This is a genomic window from Dactylosporangium thailandense (assembly GCF_059739745.1).
The window spans coordinates 332,221-350,462 of the sequence record NZ_AP029195.1; the positions used below are offsets into that span (position 1 = coordinate 332,221).

Consider the following 18,242-nt stretch of genomic DNA (forward strand, 5'->3'; position numbering starts at 1 on the left):
TCGGTTCGAGTGTGGTACCCATCCGGCACAGGTCTGTAACGATCAATGCCCCGGGCGGGTGGTGCGGGCCCAGGCGGTACCGTCGATGGCTTTTGCGGTTGATGAGTGCAAGTATTTCCGTCTTTCGTTGGCATCTTGCGCAGAGATGTCGGCCGCGTTACGGTGCTGTCCCGATCGACGCTCTTCGACACCCCTCCCTGGAGCCGTCATGGCCGCACGCCGGTTGGCCGCCGCCCTCCTGCCACCCCTCCTCGCGCTCGGCACCGCCGCCGTGCTCGCCCCGCCCGCCTCCGCCGATGTCACGACGGTCTCCGTCGACACCCTGCGCACCGCCTGGGACCCGAACGAGGCCGCTCTCGGCCCGTCCGCGGTCTCCGCCGCCGACTTCGGCCAGCTCTTCGCCACCGACCTCAACGGCCAGATCTACGCCCAGCCGATCGTCGCCGCGGGCACCCTGATCGCCGCGACCGAGAACAACTGGGTGTACGGCCTCAACCCCCAGACCGGCGCGATCGTCTGGTCCCGCAGCGTCGGCCCCGCCTGGCCCGCGTCCGCGATCGGCTGCGGCGACCTGGTGCCGAACATCGGCGTCACGAGCACCCCGGTCTACGACCCGGCGACGAGCTCGGTCTTCTTCACCGCCAAGGTCAACGACGGCGCGGACGCCAACCACCCGCACTTCTACATGCACAAGATCGACCCAGCGACCGGGGCCGAGCGCTCGGGCTGGCCGGTGACGATCCAGGGCTCGCCGACCAACGACCCGGCCAACACCTTCAACCCGAAGACCGCGGCCCAGCGCCCGGGCCTGCTGCTGCTCGACGGCGTCGTCTACGCCGGCTTCGCGAGCCACTGCGACTACGGGCCCTACGTCGGGTACGTCGCCGGCGTCAAGACCGCCACCCCCGCCATGTCGACGCTGTGGTCCACCGAGGCCGGCCGCTCGACCGGGATGGGCGGCATCTGGCAGTCCGGCGGCGGCCTGGTCTCCGACGGGTCCGGCCGGATCTTCGTGGCCACCGGCAACGGGGTGTCCCCGGCACCCGGCCCGGGCACCAGCCCGCCCGGCACGCTCGCCGAGTCGGTGATCCGGCTGCAGGTCAACGGCGACGGCTCGCTGAGCGCCAAGGACTTCTTCAGCCCGGCCAACAACGGCAAGCTCGACCAGGACGACACCGACTTCGGCTCCGGCGGCCCGGTGGCCCTGCCGGCCTCGTTCGGCACCGCGGCCCACCCGCGCCTGATGGTGCAGACCGGCAAGGACGGCCGGGTGTTCCTCCTCGACCGCGACAACCTCGGCGGCATGGCCCAGGGCCCGGGCGGCACCGACGCCTCGCTGGTCCCGCCGGCCGGGCCCTACAACGGGGTCTGGGGCCACCCGGCGGTCTGGGGCGGCGACGGCGGCTACGTGTACCAGGTCGAGAACCAGGGCTTCCTGCGCGCGTTCAAGTACGGCGTGAACGGCTCCGGCCTGCCGGTGCTGACCTCGGCCGCGACCAGCCCCTCGACGTTCGGCTACACCTCCGGCTCCCCGGTCGTCACCTCCACCGGCACGACCTCGGGCTCGGCGATCGTCTGGGCCGTCTACAGCGACGGCTCCACGGGCTCGGGCGGTCAGCTGCGCGCCTACGACGCCCTGCCCACCGGCGGCCAGCTGCACCTGCGGTACTCCGCGCCGATCGGCACCGCCACGAAGTTCGCCGTGCCCGCGACCGACAACGGCCGCGTCTACGTGGGCAACCGCGACGGCCGCATCTTCGGCTTCGGCCGCCCGACCACCGCCGCGCTGAGCGCCCCGCCGACGGACTTCGGCAGCGTCGCCGTCGGCAGCACCGCCAGTGCGACGGTGACCGTGACCGCGACCCGGGCCGTGCGCATCACCGCCGTGAGCGCCGCCGCGCCCTTCGGCGTCACCGCGCCCGCGCTGCCGGTGAGCCTCGCCACCGGGCAGACCCTCGCGGTGCCGGTGCGGTTCACGCCCACCGCGGCCGGGGGCGCCGCGGGCAGCCTCACCTTCACCACCGACGCCGGGACCGTCGCGCTGGACCTGCACGGCACCGGCACCAAGCCCGGCCTCGGCGCCACCCCGGCGGCGCTGTCGTTCGGCACGGTGCCGACCGGCGCCAGCAAGACCCTCGGCGTCAGCATCACCAACACCGGCACGAGCGCCGTCACGGTCACCGGCTCGACCGCACCCGCGGCCCCGTTCAGCGCCACCGGCTTCCCGGCCAACGGCACCACGATCGCGGCCGGGGCGTCCGTGTCGGTCTCGGTGAAGTACGCCCCGACGGCGGCCGGCAACCACACCGGCTCGATCACCGTCACCAGCTCGGCCGGCCCGGTCACGGTCCCGCTCAGCGGCACGGCGGTCGCGGGCGCCGCCCACCTCACGATCACGCCGAACCCGGTCGCGTTCGGGTCGGTCGTCGTCGGTACGTCCGCGACCCAGACCTTCGACATCGCCAACACGGGCAACATCACGCTGACCCTGACCAAGGCGGCCCCGCCGGTCGGCGCGTTCAACACCACGACGCCGGTCTCCGAGGGCCAGCAGCTCTCGCCCGGTGACGTCATCCACCAGACCGTCACGTTCACGCCGAGCACCCAGGGCGCGCAGTCCGCGGTGTACTCCATCACCGGCGACGACGGCCAGGGCGCCGTCCTCGTCCAGCTCACCGGCACCGGCGTGCCGCCGTCGAGCACGACGAACCTGGCCGCCGGGCGCCCCGCCACCGCGCTGTCGACGCAGGCCGGCTACCCGGCCGGCAACGTCACCGACGCGGACGCGAACAGCTACTGGGAGAGCGCGAACAACGCGTTCCCGCAGTGGGTGCAGGTCGACCTGGGCTCCTCCGCGAGCGTCGGCAAGGTCACGATGCGCGTGCCGCCGGCGTCCGCCTGGGCCGCCCGGCGGCAGACGGTCGCGGTGCTGACCAGCGTGGACGGCACCCAGTGGAGCACCGCCGCGGGCGCCGCCGACTACCTGTTCGACCCGGCCACGGGCAACACCGCGAGCGCCACGTTCCCGGCGGTCACCGCGCGCTATGTCCGGCTGAGCATCACCGCGAACACCGGCTGGCCGGCCGGGCAGCTCTCGTCCCTCGAGGTGTACGGCACCGGCGGCGGCACGGCCACCCTGGCGCTCAGCCCCGCGTCGCTGCACTTCGAGGACACCGACGTGAACACCAACAGCGACTGGCAGACCGTGACCGTCACCAACACCGGCACCGCCCCGGCGACGGTCCAGTCCGTGACGGCGTCGGGCGACTTCACCGTCACGACCACGTGCGGCACCACCATCGCGCCGGGCGCCAACTGCACGGCCACGGTCACGTTCCACCCCAGCGCGGCCGGGAACCGGACGGGGACGCTGAGCGTGCGCACTACCGCCGCCAACGCCGAGGCCACCGTCGCGCTCAGCGGCACCGGGGTGGCCGCGACCGCCACCAACCTGGCCCTGCGCCGGCCGGTCACGCAGTCGTCGAACACGCAGAACTACGCGGCCGGCAACGCCGTCGACGGCAGCGCGGACACCTACTGGGAGAGCGCGAACAACGCGTTCCCGCAGTGGCTGCAGGTGGACCTCGGCGCGACCACCGCCGTGAGCCGCGTGGTGCTGAAACTCCCGCCGGCGACGGCGTGGGCGGCGCGCACCGAGACGGTGACGGTTACGGACTTCACCACCGGGGCGGTGCTCGTCGCGAGCCGGGCCTGCGCCTTCGACCCGGCCACCGGCAACGCGGTGACGCTCACGTTCCCCGCGGCCGGGGTGCGCTACCTGCGCGTCACGGTCACCGGGAACACCGGCTGGCCGGCCGGGCAGCTCTCGGAGCTGGAGGTCTACGCCTCCTAGGATGACGGCGGCTCATCCCGGCCCGGCGCACGGTTGCCCCGTGCGCCGAGCCGGGATCGCCTTGCTGTCCGTCTGTGTGCTGGCCGGATGCTCCTCGCCGGCGGGGGCCGAGGGGCGGCCGCTGCCGCCGATCAACCCGACCGACTTCCACCGCGGGGCGGCCGACCCGTCCGGCGGCGCGGACGGGCGGGTGAGCGTCTCGACGATCGCGCGGCACCTCGACGTCCCGTGGGGGCTGTCGTTCCTGCCCGACGGCAGCGCGCTGGTGACCGAGCGGCGGACCCTGCGCATCCTGCACGTGACGACCACCGGCGCGGTCACCCCCGTGGCCCGCATCGGCGAGGCGAACTCGGACAACGAGGGCGGGCTGCTGGGCATCGCGGTGTCGCCCGGGTACAAGAAGGACCGGACGGTCTACGTCTACTACACGACGAAGGTCGACAACCGCATCGCGCGGCTCAAGCTCGACGGCCGTGCCCGCCCGCAGCCGATCGTGACCGGCATCCCGAGGGGCGGCATCCACGACGGCGGGCGGCTCGCGTTCGGCCCCGACGGCTACCTGTACGCGACCACCGGCGAGGCCTCCCGCACCGAGGCGGCCCAGGACCTCCACATCCTCGGCGGCAAGATCCTGCGGATGACCACCGACGGCCGGCCCCCGCCGGGCAACCCGTTCCCGCGCTCGCTCGTGTGGTCCTACGGCCACCGCAACCCCGAGGGCCTGGCCTGGGACGCGAACGGGGTCATGTACTCGTCCGAGATCGGCCAGGCCGTGTGGGACGAGCTCAACATCATCCGCCCGGGCGGCGACTACGGCTGGCCGGCCGTCGAGGGGATCGGGGGCAACCCGCGCTACGTCGACCCGGTGGTGGTCTGGCACCCGGAGGTCGGGGTGGCCGCGGGCGTGGCGATCACGGGAACCACGGCGGTCGTGACGTGCCTGCGCGGCCAGCGGATCTACCTCGTGCCGCTGGGCCCGTCCCCGGTCGTCGCCTCCTCCTTCTCCGACACGGCGTCGGTGCGGTGGCGCACCGGCTCGGGCGTCGCCGGCCGCCCGGTGGAGGCGCTGACCGAGCGCTACGGGCGCCTGCGCGCGGCGGTCACGGCGCCGGACGGCAGCGTGTGGATGACGACGTCGAACCGCGACGGCCGCCGGCCCGGCGGCCCGGTGCCGGACGACGACCGGGTGCTGCGGCTCACCCTGCACTGAGGGGTGGGCCCGGCGCTCCGGGAACCGGGCCCACCGCGGTGCGCTCAGCGCAGGTACGGCCCGTCCGAGCCGACCTTGCCCGGCGCCGGGTTGCCCGGCAGGGACAGCACGTACGCGCGCAGGTCGCCCTTGGCCGCGACCGTCGCCGTCAGGGTCCCGTTGGACACCACCTTGACGTCACCGGTGACGGCGTCGGTGTAGGTGCCGTTCGGGATGCCGGTGAAGGTGGCGCTCGACGAGATGGTCACGAGCACGAAGCTGTCGACCGAGCCGCTGGTGTACCGCCGCTTGAACGCCATCTGGCCGCCCGAGACGCCGGCCGTGGAGTACTGCCCCATCTGCAGGGCCGGGATCGCCCGGCGGATCTGGTTGAGCCGCTGGACGTGCCTGACCAGGGGCTGGGCCAGGGTGGTCGCCACCGCGCCCGAGGACGAGGAGACCACGCCGTAGTCCGAGGCCGTCACCGACCCGGCCAGCTTGTCGCCGTAGTACGCGCGGCCCGTCGTGGCCAGGGGACAGGCCGGGCCGCAGTCGATCTGCTTGCCGGCCTGGAACTCGATCTCCGAGCCGTAGTACAGCACCGGCACGCCCCGGAAGGTCCACATCAGCGCCATGTTCTCGGCCCACGCGTCGGTGCCGCCCGCGTACCGCGTCGAGGACTTGTTCGGCCCGTAGTCGTGCGAGTCCACGTACACCGCGTTGTAGGTGGCGTCGTTGGTGGAGTCGTCCGAGTCCATGCCGTTGCGGAACGCGTTCGGGGCGTCGCCGAAGTTCATGTGCATCCGCATGTCGATGATGTTCATGCCGGAGAACTGGCTGTGGTCCGGCGCGTGGTAGGCGTTGCCGTTCAGGAACGCGTTCGTGGACGCCGGCTGGTTGCCGGTGCCGAGCTGCTCCTCGTAGTTGTACTGGTCGAGCGCGGCCTGGACGTCGTCGTCCACATAGGACCTGCGCTCCTTCCAGGTGAAGAACTGCGCGGAGTGGTTCACCGAGCCGCGGTTCCACTTGTCGTTGACGAACGCGGCCACCTCGCCGAAGACGTAGAAGTCCTGGGCCTTGGCCGCGCCGTACTTCTGCACCAGGTGCTGTTGCAGGGCCGGCAGGAAGCGCCGGTTCCACGTCACCCGCGGGATGTGCACGGCGGTGTCGACGCGGAAGCCGTCCACGCCCATGTCGATGTAGGTGTTGTACGCGTTGATGAGGTACTGCTGCACGACCGGGTTCTCGGTGTTGAGGTCCGCGAGGTCGTCGGCGAGCCAGCAGGAGCGGGAGTCCTCGCCCTCCCAGTTGCCGATCCAGCACTGGTGGTAGAGGTTCGCGGGGAACATCGAGGCCGTCGGGCTGGGCCACTGGCAGGAGTGGATGGTGTACCCCTCCGGGCTCTTCTGCCCGTTCGGCAGGCCGTAGTTCGGGCACGTGTTGCCGGCCGGGGCGGTCGTCGACCACAGGTCCCCGTTGTAGGCGCGGCCGAGCGCGTTCTCCCGCATCGGGTCGTAGACGGCGCCCGGGACCTTCTCGCTGTACATCCAGTCCCACTGCCCGTCGCGCGCGCCCCACACGGTCGGCGTGAACAGGCCCTTGGCGCCCCATCGGGAGCTGTGGTTGTAGACGACGTCCTGGTAGATCTTCAGCCCCTTGGCGTGGGCGGCGTTGATGAGGTCCTGGTAGGTCGCGCCCGGCGACTCCAGCCGCGGGTCGACGCGGTAGAAGTCCCAGCCGTGGTACCCGTGGTAGTCGTAGTCGGACCGGTTCAGCACCACCGGGGTGATCCAGACGGCCGAGAAGCCGAGGCCCTTGATGTAGTCGAGCCTGTCGACGAGCCCCTTGAAGTCCCCGCGGAACATCGGGTCGTTGTTCGCCGCGTTGCCGGAGCTCACGTGCTGGCTGCCGCCGCGGTCGTTGGACGGGTCGCCGTCGTAGAAGCGCGCGGTGAGCACGAAGTAGATGCTCTCCTTGCGCGGGTCGCCGCCGAGCATCGCCCCGCCCTCGGGCAGCGGCGGCGCGTCGCCGGTCGTGGCGGTGACGGAGGCGGACGCGGCCGAGCGGTTCCCGGCCGCGTCCACGGCCCGCACGGTGTACGTGTACGTGGTGCGCGCCGCGAGGCCGCCGTCGATGTAGCCGGGGTACGCGCTGGTGAGCACGGTCCCGCCCGGGTCGCGGGTGATCTGGTAGCCGGTGACGCCCCGGTCGTCGGTGGAGGCGCTCCAGGCCAGGCTCACGGTCACGTGGTCGACGGTCGCGGTGACGTTCGCGGGCGCGGTCGGCGCCGTGGTGTCCGGCGGGACCGCGGTGCACGGGTCGGTCGCGGCGGCGGTGACGCTGCCGCCCGCGACCCGGCTCGTCCCGGCGGCGATGCGGTAGTTGGCGCCGTTGTTGTTGTCCCACGTCCCGGCGCCGTCGTTGAACACCGCCTGCATGCCGGTGGCCGCGCCGAGCTGGACGGTCTTCTTCACCCAGCCGGTGCACGCGGTCTCGCTCATCGCCACGCCCGGCACCGCCGTCCACGCCTCGCCGTCGGGCGCGTAGTGGATGTTCACGGTGCTCCAGGCCCGGCCGGCGGTCGAGTAGAAGACGGTGGCCGTGTTGCCGCCCGGGGGCGAGGACGACGGCGGGGTGGCGGAGCACGGGTTCGTGGTCGCGATCGCGCCGTTGCTGATCGCGGCCAGCCCGGCGGCGACCGAGTAGTTGGCCCCGGAGTGGTTGTCCCAGGTGCCGGCGCCGTTGTTGAAGGTCAGCTGGGCCCCGGCGGCGGAGCCGAGGTCGAGCACGCGGGTGTACCAGCCGGCGCAGCTCGCGGCCGGCATGGCCACGCCGGGCACGGCGGTCCAGGCGCCGCCGGTGGGCGCCCAGTGCACGTTCACGGTGCTCCAGCCGCTCGGCGGCTTGTAGTAGACGGTCAGGCTGTTGCCGGCGGCGGCCAGCGCGCGGGCCGGCAGCAGCGCGGCGAGCAGGCACAGCACGAGGATGAGGACGGGTCTGCGACGGGGCATGGGGTGGTCACTCCTTGCGCGATCCGGACGGTGGCGGCCGAACGAAAGCCAAGGCGTTGCAACGCGTGGAGGAAGGTTCGGGCCTGACATTCATCCTTGTCAAGCTTCTTGCAGGAATTCGCGCAGCTCAGCGGCGTGTGTGCGGGCTGAGCTGCGCGAATGTATTGGAAGGTCGGCAAGATCTTTCAATGATCAACTCATCGGATCGACGTTCCGGCGCTCATGTCGAGCTCGGCGCCGGTCATCATCCCGGCGTGGTCCGACGCCACGAACGCGGCGAGCTCGCCGACCTCCGCGAGCGTCGCCGTGCGCCCGGTGAGCGTCTGGCCGGTGAGCCATCCGACGAGCTCGTCGCGCCCCTCGAACCCGGCCGGGATCGTCTCGGGCAGCCCGCCGGTGCGCAGCGTGACGACCCGGACCCCGCTCGGCCCGAGCTCGCAGGCAAGCTGCTTGCGCATCGACTCGACCGCGTCGAACGTGACCCCCATCCCGCCCACGCTGAAGCGCCGGGCCACCGACCAGTCGAAGGTGCCCCCGAAGTACAGGATGAGCCCCGAGCGCCGCGGCACCATGACCCGCGCGGCGGCCCGGGCGGTCAGGAACTTCGACGTCACCGCGGTGACGATCGGCCGCAGGTAGTCCGCGGCCGTCATCCGCGCCATCGCGACGCCCTGCACGTCCTGGTCGCTGATCACGTTCACGGACACGTCGAGCCGCCCGCAGCGCTCGGTCACCCGGCCCATGTGCTCGTCGACGGCGTGCTCGTCGAGCGCGTCGACCGCGTCGGCGAAGGCAATCCCGCCGGCCGCGGTGATCTCGTCCGCCACCGCCCGCACCGTCGCGAGCGTCCGCCCGGCCAGGTGCACGGTGGCCCCGTGGCGCGCGAACGCCCTGGCCATGGCCCCGCCGACGTGGCCGCCGCCCCCGTAGACGACCGCGCTGCGCCCCTGTAGCAACATCTCGTACTCCCGTCGTGTCGGCTGCTCCTACCCGTGCAACCCCGTCCGGCCCGCAAACTCATCGGTTCCGGACATGCGTCGGCATGGCAGGGAGCCGCTACCTTGAGTCGCATGGCCGACCCGATGCGCCCCTCGCTCCTGACGAAGATGCGTGCCTCGCTGGCCAAGGAGCGCGACGCGGTGGTGCTGGAGGCCCTGCGCGGCGCGGGCAAGGCCGCCTACGACGAGATGATGGAGGCGGACCGGGCCCGCGACCAGCTCGTCGCCGACGGGCGGACGCTGTGGAACGCGCCGCCGGCGACCGGGAGCCTGCTGCTCGCGGCGTGGAACGGCTACATGCTGCAGACCCTCGGCGAGCAGTTCCTCGACGCCGACTACGCGGCCCGCCCCGGCACCGTCGGCTACGTGCCCGCGGTGACCTTCGACCAGGTGTCGGCCTGGCTGGCGGCGGTCGAGGGCTGGGTGTCGCGGGCGCGGCAGGCCCGGGTCAACCCCGACTACGACATCTCCGCCGAGCTGGCCCTGCCCGCGGGCCTGCCGGACTGGGCCGAGGTCCGGCCCTGCCCGCCGGAGCACCTCACCGCGCTGCTCGCCGCCGTGCCGCCGTTGCGCCAGCACATCGACGTCGCCCTCTACGGCCTGGAGCGCGCCGGCGTCCCCGGCGAGCACCGCGCGGCGGTGAACCGGCTCAAGCAGCTCAACGCCGAGGCCGCCGCGGCCGCCGACTACGCCGTGGGGCTGCGCACCGAGCGGCACAACGCGCAGCTGCACGAGCTCATCGAGAACAACCTCAAGACCGCCCTCGAGCTGTGGTTCCACGTCGGCCAGCTGGCCGCGATGCCGTCGCTGCTGGGCTCCTACGAGTCGCTGCGCCCGGCCGGGCGCCCCGACGTGCGGGCCCTGCCCGGCGGCGGCCACTTCGACCCGTGGTGCCTGACCGACCCCGTCACGCTCAAGCGCTGGCAGAAGGACCGCCGGGCGAGGGAGGCGATCGCCCTGCTGTGGCGCGAGGACCCCGACCCGGCCGCCACCCTCGCCCTCAAGAGCGAGGTCGACGCCGCCTTCGCGGCCGGCGACATCGTGCCGCTGCACACCCGCGACGGCAGCAGCTGCTACTACGAGTGCCCGTGGTCGCCGCTCTACGAGGTGCGCCGGCCCCTCCGGATCGCCGGGCGCCAGCTGCGGGTGCTCCAGCAGTTCACGCTCCAGGCGATCACCGGGGCCGACGGCACCTTCCGCCGCGGCATCGTCGTCGGCCCGTTCGAGGCGACCGGCGACGTCGAGTACTGAGCGGCCGCGTCACGCCTTGCGGGGAAGCCAGCTCAGCATCGGCACCAGCACGTCGAGGAGGGGCTCACCCCACACCTGGAGGGTCTGCTCCCACGGGTGACCGCGGGTGCCCAGGGTGAAGTCCTCGGTGCCGACGACGTAGTGGTCGCCGTTGGGCACGACCAGCCACGGCGGCGCCTCGGTCTGGCGGTGCGGCCAGAAGCGGTGCGAGGCGTGCTCCCAGGTGAGCACGAGCAGCGGCGTGCCCGGCGGCAGCACCCGGACGAAGGCGAGGTGGGCGAGGCTGTCGACCGCCCGCTCGGCCGCGTTGAACTCCGCCTGGACCTCGGCGGTGAAGAAGCCGGCCAGGTCGAACGTGACCGACGGCCGCGGGTCGGCGGGCACGCGGGCCCACAGTTCGTCGTACGTGTCGAACCCGAGGTCCTCCCACGGCATCACACGCAGCAGGATATCTGCTAACAATGTCGGCATGAATCGACTCGGGTGGGCGGTCACGGCCGCGGCGGCGGTAGTGCTGGTGTGTGGCGGCGGTCCGTTCGCCGTGAGCTTTCCGCAGCGCTCGTCGTTCCTGGCCGACCAGGAGCGGCAGGCCTGCTCCCTGTTCGCCCGCTCGTCGCCGTTCGGCGAGGTGACCAGCTGCATCGACCTGGGCCGCCGCACCCCGCCGATCAGCGGGCCCGGCCACGTGTTCCTGCTGCTGGAGACGGCGCAGGGCCCGACCGTCGTGCGCATCGACTACGAGGGGACCGACAAGCAGCAGTTCACCGCGAGCGCGGTCGAGGTCCCGACGTACGAGTCGCCGGGCATCTCCCACGAGACCGGCGAGCGGCTCAAGACCAGCATCGACTCGCGGGGCGGCCTGAAGACCAAGCCCTGGGCGGTCTACCCCGTCCCGAGCTGAGCCCTGCCCCAGCCAGGACAGGGCCCGGCCGGGGTGGGGCTGCCCCCACCGCGAGGACACCTGCCCGCGGGCGTGAGCCGCCGGCCTCGCGCGCGGTGTGATGGGCGCATGACCGAAGACGTCGTGGCGCTCGAGGGCGTGGGGAAGCGGTTCGGCACCGTGGTCGCGCTCGACTCGGTGACGCTGGGGTTCGCCCGTGCAACGTTCACGGCCGTCATGGGCCCGTCCGGCTCCGGCAAGTCGACGCTGCTGCAGGCGGCCGCGGGGCTGGAGCGGCCCACCGCCGGCCGCGTGCGCGTCGCCGGAACCGACCTGTCCACGCTGAACGAGACCGGGCTCACGCGGCTGCGCCGGGACCGGATCGGCTTCGTGTTCCAGGCCTTCAACCTGCTCTCGTCGCTGACCGCCGAGCAGAACGTGGCCCTGCCGCTGCGCCTGGCCGGCCGCCGGCCGTCCCGCCGCGAGGTGCTCGTGGTACTCGCGGCCGTCGGGCTCGAGGACCGGGCCCGGCACCGGCCCGCCGAGCTCTCCGGCGGCCAGCAGCAGCGCGTCGCCATCGCGCGGGCCGTCATCACGCGGCCCGACGTGCTCTTCGCCGACGAGCCGACCGGAGCCCTGGACTCGCGGACCGGCCGCGAGGTGCTGGGGCTGCTGCGGAGCACGGTCGGGCGCCAGGGCCAGACGGTCGTCATGGTCACCCACGACCCGGTCGCCGCGGCCCACGCCGACCGCGTCGTCTTCCTGGCCGACGGGCGCGTTGTCGCCGAGATGGCCGCGCCCACGCCGCAGGCCGTCGCCGAGCGGATGACCGCCCTCGAGACGGCGGCGACATGCTGAGGATCGCGCTGCAGACGGTACGCGCGCGCTGGACCTCCTTCGCGGGCGTCTTCATCGCGCTCGGGCTCGGCGTGACGCTGCTCGCGACCACCGGCCTCACGCTCGCCTCCAGCGTCGGCGGGGGCCGGGCGCCCGCGTGGTACGACACCGCCGAGGTCGTGGTCGCGGGGCAGAACAGCATCACGGTCGTGGTGGACCCGGGCACCGAGGACGAGTACACCGCCTCCACGACGACGAACCGCGCCCGATCACTGCCCGCGGACCTGGCCGCGCGGCTGCCCGGGGCGATCGCCGACCGCTGGCTGCCCGGCAACGCCCACCCCTGGTCGGCCGCGGCGCTGCACGGCGTCCCGGCCGGCGCCGGCCCGGCCCGCGACGACGAGGTCGTGGCCACCGACGGGCGCGCGGGCGACCGGATCACCATCGCGGGCCGCGCGTTCACGGTGGCCGGCATCGTCGGCGGGCCGAAGGCCGTGTACCTCACCGACCGCGCCGCCGAGGAGCTCAGCGGCGGCCGCATCGACGCGCTCGCGGTGCGGGGCATGACCGCGGCCCAGGTGCGGGCCGCGATCGGCGACGGGCCGCGGGTCCTGACCGGCGACGCGCGCGCCGAGGCGGAGCCGAACCCGGACGGCGACCTGCTCGCCCTCGCCGCCTCGCTCATGGGCACCACGGCGGGCGTGGCGGCGCTCGTCGCGGTGTTCGTGGTCGCTGGCACATTCGCGTTCGCCGTGGCCCAGCGCCGCCGGGAGCTCGCGCTGCTGCGGGCGGCCGGGGCCACGCCGCGGCAGGTGCGCCGGCTCGTGCTCGGCGAGGCGTTCGTCGTCGGCGTCGCCGCCGGGCTCGCCGGGTGCGGGGCCGGACTCCTCGCCGCGCCGGTGTTCGCGCACTCGATGGCCCGCAACGGCTTCGCCCCGCCCGGGTTCACCGCCGGGTTCGTGTGGTGGCCGCTGCTGGCCGCGTTCGGCGCCGGGCTGCTCGTCGCGCTGGCCGGGGCGATGGTCGCGGCGCGGCGGGCCGGGCGGGTCCGGCCGATCGAGGCGCTGCGGGAGGCCGCCGCCGAGCGGCGCGTCATGACCGCCGGGCGCTGGATGTGCGGGCTGGCCTGCCTGGGCGGGACGGCGGCGCTGCTCATCTGGGTCCCGGTCGACGGGCCGGAGGCGATCGCCCTCGTGCTGCTCGATGCCCAGCTCGCCATCACCGGCATCGCCCTGTTCGCCCCGCTGCTGGCCCCCGGCGCCGCCTGGCTGGCCGGCCGCCCGATCCCCGGGGTGACCGCCGCCCTCGCGCGCGACGGCGCCCGGACCGCGGTGCGGCGGACCGCGTCGACCGTCGCCCCCATCCTCGTCACCGCCGGCATCGCCGCCACGACCCTGTCCGCCACCGCGACGATCTGGCGGGCGGAGGCCGACGCGAGCGCCGCCCGGCTGAGCGCGACCGGCGTGCTCGTCAGCCCGGCCCGGGTCCCGGCGGGCGGCGTGCCGGTGGCGCGCTCGGTGGTGTACGTGAACCAGTCCGACTACGCCGAGCCGTTCGACGCGCTCTTCGCCGGCCCCGGCCTCGCGAGCGTCATGCGGGTGAGCGCCGAGCCGGCCGACGGCACCGTGGTCGTCGGCCACGGCCTCGCCGCGTCGATGCACTGGACCCCGGGCGCCCCCGCGGACCTCTGGCTCGACGACTCGACCCCGGTGCGGCTGCGCGTCGCCGGCGTCCTCGCGCCCTCCGTCGACCTCGACGACAGCGTCCTGCTGCCGTGGTCGCTCGGGCCCGGCCACGCCGACGCCGTCTACCTGACCGGCCCCCTGACCGGCCCGGTCACGGACGCCTCGGGCACGGTGCTCACGCCGGCCGAGTACTTCGCCGGGCTCGAGGCCGGCCAGCGCCGCATGAACGACCTCGCCCTGCTCACGGTGCTCGGGATGGCGCTGCTGTACACCACCATCGCCATCGCCAACACCCTGGTCATGGCCACCGCCGACCGCTCCCGCGACCTCGCCGTGCTGCGGCTGGCCGGCACCACGCCCGGCCAGATCCTCAGCATGGTCGGCATCGAGGCCCTGCTGTCCACGGTCGCCGGCCTGGCGCTGGCCGGGGCGCTCGCCGGCGGGGTCCTGCTGGCGATGGTGCCGCACCTGAGCGCCGGGGGAGCGGCGGTGACCGTGGTGGTGCCGTGGACGCCGGTGCTCGTCGTCGCGGCCGTGTGCGCGGTCGTGGCGGTGGTCGCCGCCCTGGTCCCGGCGGCGCTCGCGCTGCGGACCCCGGCCGCGCGCATGGCGGCGGTGCGCGAATAGACCGGCCCTCGGGCGGTCGCGGCGCCCTCAGGCGGGCGTGGCCAGCAGGCCTCCGGTCGGGTCGGCCGCGCCCAGGAGCACCTGCACGGGCACGTCCAGGTCGTCGGCGGCGTCGATCGTGGCCAGGATGGCGCCGACCACGCGCGGGTCGAGGCGGGTCGCGCCGCGCAGGTCGATGACGATGGGGTCGGGGCGGTGGTGCACGAGGGCCGCGACGAGGCTGTGCTGGGCCTCGGCCGCCCACGACGCGTCGATCTCGCCGTGGAAGCTGACGGCTACTGGGCAACTCGGATCGTGGAGCAGGGTGACCGCTGAACGCTCGTGGGGCACGCGAGCCTCCGAGGTGTCGGTGAATGTTGCACCGAGTGCCACGGTAACCAATGCCATACCAGTCTGTGAACCGTTGATTTTTCACCAACCTCTGGTAAATACCGGCTGCAACAATTTCATTACGCCGTGATAAAAGGTCCACCGTTCGGCGTGGGTAAGTGTCCGATCGACGCTCGGTAGCGCCTTAAGGTTCCATCTGCAACCGCTGTATACGCGCATACCGTCCCTGGACGACATGCGTGCGCCGCCCCGCCGGATGGAGTCGCCGCGCCGCGTCCTCAATCTGTGGTTGTGGAAGAGGGGTTGGCGTGTGGAAGGGGCGCTTGGCGATCCTGGCGATCGTGGTCGTCTCGCTGATCAGCGGTCTGTCGATGTTCGCGGTGCGGGGCGCGAGCAACGATCAGCTCGAGGTGTACTCGTGGTGGACCGGCCCCGGTGAGGAGGAGGGCCTGGCCGCCATGGCCAAGTCCTTCGAGGGCGCCAACGCGGGCGTGCGGTTCGTCAACGCGGCCGTCTCCGGCGGCGCCGGCTCCAACGCCAAGGCCATCCTCGCCAGCCGGCTGCTGGCCAACGACCCGCCGGACTCCTACCAGCGCCACGCCGGGCTCGAACTGCTCGACGACGTGCGCTCGGGCAAGGTGCAGGACATCTCGGACCTGTACCGGCAGCAGGGCTGGGCGAAGGTGTTCCCGAAGGGGCTCGTGGACAACCTCACCATCGACGGGCGGATCTACGCGGTGCCGGTGAACATCCACCGGGCCAATCTCATGTGGTACACCCCGAAGACCCTCCGGGAGCTGGGGCTGGGCGCGCCGCCGAAGACCTGGGCCGAGTTCCTCCAGCAGGCCGAGGTCATCAAGGCCAAGGGGCGGGTGGCCCTCGCCGTCGGGCCCGAGTGGACGCAGAAGCACCTGCTCGAGACGGTGCTGCTCGGGGAGCTGGGGGCGGACACCTACGAGGGGCTGTGGGCGGGGCGGGTCAGCTGGCAGGCGCCCGAGGTGGCCGCCGCGCTGGACATGTACGCCAAGATCCTCGCGGTCTCCGACGTGAAGTCCGCGGCCGGCGACTGGCAGCCGCAGCTGGACCGGGTGGTGTCGGGCTCCGCGGTGTACGCCGTGATGGGCGACTGGTCCTCGTCGTACCTGGCGCAGACCAAGGGCCTGCAGTGGCAGGACGGCTACGCCGCGGTCGCCTCGCCGGGCAGCACCGGGGTCTACGACTTCCTGTCCGACACGTTCACGCTGCCCACCGGCGCGCGCCGGCCCGACCTGGCCCGCCGGTGGCTGGTCGAGTGCGGCTCCACCGACGGGCAGAACCTGTTCAACCCGCTCAAGGGCTCGATCCCGGCGCGCACCGACGCCGACGCGGGCCTCTACAAGGACTACCTGGGCTGGGCGCTGCAACAGTGGCGCGACCCGAATACCCGCATCGTCGGGTCGCTGACCCACGGCGTCGTGGCGAACAACGCGTACAACGCGGAGATCGACTCGGCCCTGGGCCTGTTCGTCCAGGACGGTGACCAGGGCAAGTTCGCCCGGACCGTCGAGCAGCAGTACCGGGAGACGCAGTGAACCTCCCCGTCCGGCAGGCGCCGGCACCCCCGCCCCAGCAGCAGCACCGGGCACGGCACTCCTCGGAGCCGGACCGGCCGGCCTTCGCGATGAAGGAGCGGCGGCCCCGCAAGCAGCACGGCCCTCGCTGGCTGCCCGGGCTCGTGCTGGTCTCCCCGTCGCTGATCCTCATCGGCGTCTTCGTCTACGGGTTCCTCGGCTGGAACGTGCGGGTGTCGTTCACGAACTGGCGCGGGCTCTCCCCGCGGTACCACTTCGTCGGCTTCGACAACTACGCCGCGCTGCTGCGCGACGAGCGCTTCCGGGCCGACATGCGCAACCTGATCATCTTCACCGTCGTGTTCGTCGCGGCCGCGTTGCTGCTCGGGTTCTTCATGGCGATGCTGCTGGACCGGGGCGTGCGCGGCGAGGGCTTCCTGCGCGGCGTGTTCCTGTTCCCGATGGCGATCTCGTTCATCGCCACCGCGATCGTGTGGCGCTGGCTGCTCGACAACGGCTCGGGCAACGACACGGCCGGCATCAACAAGCTGCTCGCCGACGCCGGCCTCGGGTTCCTGCGCAGCGACTGGCACAAGTCCGACTCGGTGTGGGCGATCTCCGCGGTCGCGCTGCCGGCCGGGTGGGCGCTGTCCGGCTACGTGATGGCCCTGTTCCTGGCCGGCATGCGCGGCGTCAACGACACCCTGCGCGAGTCGGCCCGGATGGACGGCGCCAGCGAGACGCAGATCTTCTGGCACGTCGTGCGCCCGGCCCTGCGCCCGGTCACGTTCAGCGCGATGCTCATCATGATCCATATCTCGCTGAAGACGTTCGACCTGCTCTACGCGCTCGACCAGGGCAACCTGCGCATCGACACCCCGTCGCTCTACATGTGGTTCACCACGTTCGACGGCGGGTTCTACGACCGCGGCGCCACCATCGCCACGGTCCTGCTCCTCGGGGTGGCCATCGTGGTCGGCCCCTACGTCTGGTACAGCCTTCGCACGGAACGGCGGTGATCAGTCCATGACCGGACCGATGGTTCGCGCAACCGCCGCCGTGCCGCAGAACACCGCGGCCCAGACCTACCGGCCCACCCGGCTGCCGACGCCGGGCGACGCGCCGGACCCCGACCCGTCGTCGATCCCGCGCTGGCAGCGCCCGGGGCCGGTGCGCACGACGCTGCGCTACGTCATCCTGTGGGCCCTGGCCGCGTTCTTCCTGATGCCGGTGTACGTGCTCATCGTGACCAGCTTCAAGAACCCGGCGGACGTGTCGGTGACCCGGATCTGGGAGCTGCCGACCAGCCTGTCGTTCGACAACTTCTCGGCGGTGCTGCCCAAGCTGTCGTCGGGCTTCCGCAACTCCCTCGCCCTGTCGATCCCGGCCTCGCTCATCTCGGCCCTGCTCGGCTGCGCGAACGGGTTCGTGCTGTCGAAGTTCCGCTTCCCGCTGTCCAACGTGGTCTTCCCGCTGATCCTGTTCGGGATCTTCGTGCCGTACCAGGCCGTGATCATCCCGGTGTCGCAGACCATGACCGCGGTCGGGCTGCGCGGGTCCGGGGACGCGACCGGGGGCCTGCTCGGCCTGATGCTCATCCACATCATCTACGGGCTGCCGATCACGACCCTGATCTTCCGCAACCACTTCGTGTCGATGCCCGACGCGCTGCTGGAGTCGGCCCGCCTGGACGGCGCGGGGGTGCTGCGGACCTGGGTGGATCTGGCCGTACCGCTGGCCAAGCCCGCCTTCGCCGTCGCCGTCATCTGGCAGTTCACGTCGTCGTGGAACGACTTCATGTTCGGCGCGATGATGACCAGCCGTGACTCGTGGCCGGTGACGATCGCGCTGAACAACGTGGCCGGCGGGCAGTCGGTGCCGTTCGGCCAGGCGATGGCGGGCGCGCTGCTGGTGAGCCTGCCGACGCTGGTGATCTACGTGCTGCTCGGGCGGTTCTTCATGCGCGGGCTGCTGGCGGGCACGCTGCAGGAGCGCTGAACCGACCGGGCCGCACGGCGCGGCCGACTTATC

General features: G+C 72.9%; 13 protein-coding genes. 9 read left to right on the forward strand and 4 right to left on the reverse strand.

Features of this window, described 5'->3' with window-relative positions:
• Positions 1–208: 208 nt before the first annotated feature.
• Positions 209–3,853, forward strand: coding sequence for a choice-of-anchor D domain-containing protein (locus tag AC6JBM_RS01400; protein ID WP_497981784.1), 3,645 nt, complete (start codon positions 209–211; stop codon positions 3,851–3,853).
• Between the two features lies 1 nt (position 3,854).
• Positions 3,855–5,063: a PQQ-dependent sugar dehydrogenase gene (locus AC6JBM_RS01405; RefSeq protein ID WP_497981785.1), complete on the forward strand. Its 1,209-nt coding sequence runs from the start codon at positions 3,855–3,857 to the stop codon at positions 5,061–5,063.
• A gap of 44 nt (positions 5,064–5,107) precedes the next feature.
• Here the strand turns inward: AC6JBM_RS01405 and AC6JBM_RS01410 are convergent, their stop codons facing one another.
• Together AC6JBM_RS01410 and AC6JBM_RS01415 are read right to left on the reverse strand one after the other, a co-directional pair.
• Positions 5,108–8,053: a carbohydrate binding domain-containing protein gene (locus AC6JBM_RS01410; protein WP_497981786.1), complete on the reverse strand. Its 2,946-nt coding sequence runs from the start codon at positions 8,051–8,053 to the stop codon at positions 5,108–5,110.
• 197 nt (positions 8,054–8,250) lie between these two features.
• The gene (locus AC6JBM_RS01415) at positions 8,251–9,012 is read right to left on the reverse strand and encodes an SDR family NAD(P)-dependent oxidoreductase (RefSeq protein WP_497981787.1); all 762 of its coding nucleotides are present in this window, start codon (positions 9,010–9,012) and stop codon (positions 8,251–8,253) included.
• Between the two features lie 111 nt (positions 9,013–9,123).
• Here AC6JBM_RS01415 and AC6JBM_RS01420 point away from each other — a divergent pair, with 111 nt between their 5' ends.
• A complete protein-coding gene (locus tag AC6JBM_RS01420; protein ID WP_497981788.1) occupies positions 9,124–10,302 on the forward strand; it encodes a hypothetical protein in 1,179 nt (392 codons plus the stop codon).
• A 9-nt stretch (positions 10,303–10,311) separates the two neighbouring features.
• On the opposite strand, the gene AC6JBM_RS01425 is transcribed toward AC6JBM_RS01420, so the two are convergent.
• Positions 10,312–10,737 carry a DUF2716 domain-containing protein gene (locus AC6JBM_RS01425; protein WP_497986396.1) on the reverse strand — a complete coding sequence of 142 codons (426 nt, stop codon included), beginning with the start codon at positions 10,735–10,737 and terminating at the stop codon, positions 10,312–10,314.
• Between the two features lie 34 nt (positions 10,738–10,771).
• Between AC6JBM_RS01425 and AC6JBM_RS01430 the strand changes: the two genes are divergently transcribed.
• The 3 genes from AC6JBM_RS01430 to AC6JBM_RS01440 all read left to right on the forward strand — a co-directional run bounded on the left by AC6JBM_RS01430 (position 10,772) and on the right by AC6JBM_RS01440 (position 14,331).
• On the forward strand, positions 10,772–11,203 hold the full coding sequence (locus AC6JBM_RS01430; protein WP_497981789.1) for a hypothetical protein: 432 nt from the start codon (positions 10,772–10,774) through the stop codon (positions 11,201–11,203).
• Between the two features lie 108 nt (positions 11,204–11,311).
• Positions 11,312–12,040, forward strand: coding sequence for an ABC transporter ATP-binding protein (locus AC6JBM_RS01435; RefSeq protein WP_497981790.1), 729 nt, complete (start codon positions 11,312–11,314; stop codon positions 12,038–12,040).
• A complete protein-coding gene (locus AC6JBM_RS01440; RefSeq protein ID WP_497981791.1) occupies positions 12,034–14,331 on the forward strand; it encodes an ABC transporter permease in 2,298 nt (765 codons plus the stop codon). Before AC6JBM_RS01435 ends, AC6JBM_RS01440 begins: the two co-directional genes overlap by 7 nt.
• Positions 14,332–14,358: 27 nt before the next feature.
• Here AC6JBM_RS01440 and AC6JBM_RS01445 read toward each other — a convergent pair whose 3' ends face one another.
• Entirely contained in the window at positions 14,359–14,661 is a 303-nt protein-coding gene (locus AC6JBM_RS01445; protein WP_497981792.1) for an STAS domain-containing protein, read from the reverse strand.
• Between the two features lie 323 nt (positions 14,662–14,984).
• Between AC6JBM_RS01445 and AC6JBM_RS01450 the strand changes: the two genes are divergently transcribed.
• From AC6JBM_RS01450 to AC6JBM_RS01460, 3 genes are read left to right on the forward strand one after another with little or no spacing between them, the layout of a single operon-like run.
• Positions 14,985–16,232, forward strand: coding sequence for an ABC transporter substrate-binding protein (locus AC6JBM_RS01450; protein ID WP_497981793.1), 1,248 nt, complete (start codon positions 14,985–14,987; stop codon positions 16,230–16,232).
• Complete coding sequence (locus AC6JBM_RS01455) at positions 16,229–17,230, forward strand: carbohydrate ABC transporter permease (protein ID WP_497981794.1); 1,002 nt, start codon at positions 16,229–16,231, stop codon at positions 17,228–17,230. Before AC6JBM_RS01450 ends, AC6JBM_RS01455 begins: the two co-directional genes overlap by 4 nt.
• Positions 17,231–17,249: 19 nt before the next feature.
• A complete protein-coding gene (locus AC6JBM_RS01460; protein WP_497981795.1) occupies positions 17,250–18,209 on the forward strand; it encodes a carbohydrate ABC transporter permease in 960 nt (319 codons plus the stop codon).
• Positions 18,210–18,242: the final 33 nt, after the last annotated feature.